This is a genomic window from Terriglobus sp. 2YAB30_2, from assembly GCF_052114765.1.
Classification (GTDB): domain Bacteria; phylum Acidobacteriota; class Terriglobia; order Terriglobales; family Acidobacteriaceae; genus Terriglobus.
In genome coordinates, this window is sequence record NZ_JBFRFJ010000055.1 from 1 (window position 1) to 1,410 (window position 1,410).

Below are 1,410 nucleotides of genomic sequence, written 5' to 3' on the forward strand. Positions count from 1 at the left end.
GGTACAGACCGGGCAGATGGGTAACAGATTAGACCGGGGACATAGGTAACACTTTCGCGAGGTCGAGCGGAGGCGTGTAGAAGTCTGGCATGCCTTGGAGAGCGAGCGGAGTGTTGGAAGAGCGTGCCCGGTTTGCAGTGGAGTGGGAGAGCGGAGCGTGGACGATGTCGGAGCTATGCCGGCATTACGGTATATCGCGGAAGACGGGCTACAAGATCTTGTCACGGTGGCAGGAGAAGGGAGCGAGGGGCCTGAGCGACCACAGTCACGCACCGTTGCATCATCCCAACCAGACGACGGAAGGTATACAGCGGCGAGTGCTGGAGCTGCGGCGCGAGCATATGAGCTGGGGTCCGCGGAAGCTGCGCAGCTGGCTGAGGTCTCATCATCCTGGACAGAAGTGGCCGGCGGCCAGCACGATCGGTGAGCTGTTGAAGCGTGAAGGTCTGGCACATCCGCGCAAACAACGGCGTCGTACACCGTCGCACACCCAGCCCTTTGCGCATGCCGATAGGTCTAACCAGGTGTGGTGTGTGGACTTCAAGGGCTGGTTCCGTACCCAGGATGGTGATCGTATCGACCCCTTCACCATGACCGATGCCTACAGCCGTTACCTGTTGCGCTGTCAGGTAGTGGCCAAGACCAACACCCCAGCCGTGATCTCCATCTGTGAGGCAGCTTTTCGGGAGTATGGCTTGCCCTGCGCCATCCGCAGCGACAACGGAGCTCCGTTCGCCAGTTGTGCGATCGCTGGGTTGTCACGGCTGGCACTCTACTGGATGCGGTTGGGCATCACGCCGGAGAGGATCGAGCCCGGACATCCCGAGCAAAACGGACGCCATGAACGCATGCACCGTACCCTGAAGGCCGAGACGGCCTCGCCGGCAGAGGCCAACCGGCGCCGGCAGCAACAAGCGTTCGATCSCTTTCGTCAGATCTACAACCAACAACGCCCACACGAAGCTCTCGGACAACGGCCACCGGCAGAGCTCTATAACCACAGCCCGCGCTCCTACCCCGAACGGCTCCCCAACCCCGAGTACGACAGCAGTCTTCAAGTCCGCACTGTCTACCCTCATGGGCAGTTCTTCTGGAAGGGCAAAGATGTCTTTCTCAGCAAGGTCCTCGCCGGTGAACGCATCGCCTTCGATCAGGTCGACGACCAATACTGGTGCGTCTATTACGCAACCTTCCCCATCGCCTACTTCGACCAACAGAACCTCAACGTCGGCAACCTCCCMCAACAACAAGACGATGGAAATCTGGAAATTTCATACAACCGAAATTCCCAGATTCCCACCGCCTCCACCACTACCTGARATCAAAAAAACTCAGATACATAAACCTACCGAGCAAAAAGTGTTACCCATCTGCCCGGTCTAAACTGTTACCTATCTCCCAGGCTGCACA

General features: G+C 58.6%; 1 protein-coding gene. It reads left to right on the plus strand.

All coding sequences use genetic code 11. The annotated features are described in order from the left end of the window. Positions 1-89 precede the first annotated feature (89 nt). Entirely contained in the window at positions 90-1,319 is a 1,230-nt protein-coding gene (locus AB4Y89_RS24485; RefSeq protein ID WP_442303564.1) for an IS481 family transposase, read from the plus strand. Positions 1,320-1,410: the final 91 nt, after the last annotated feature.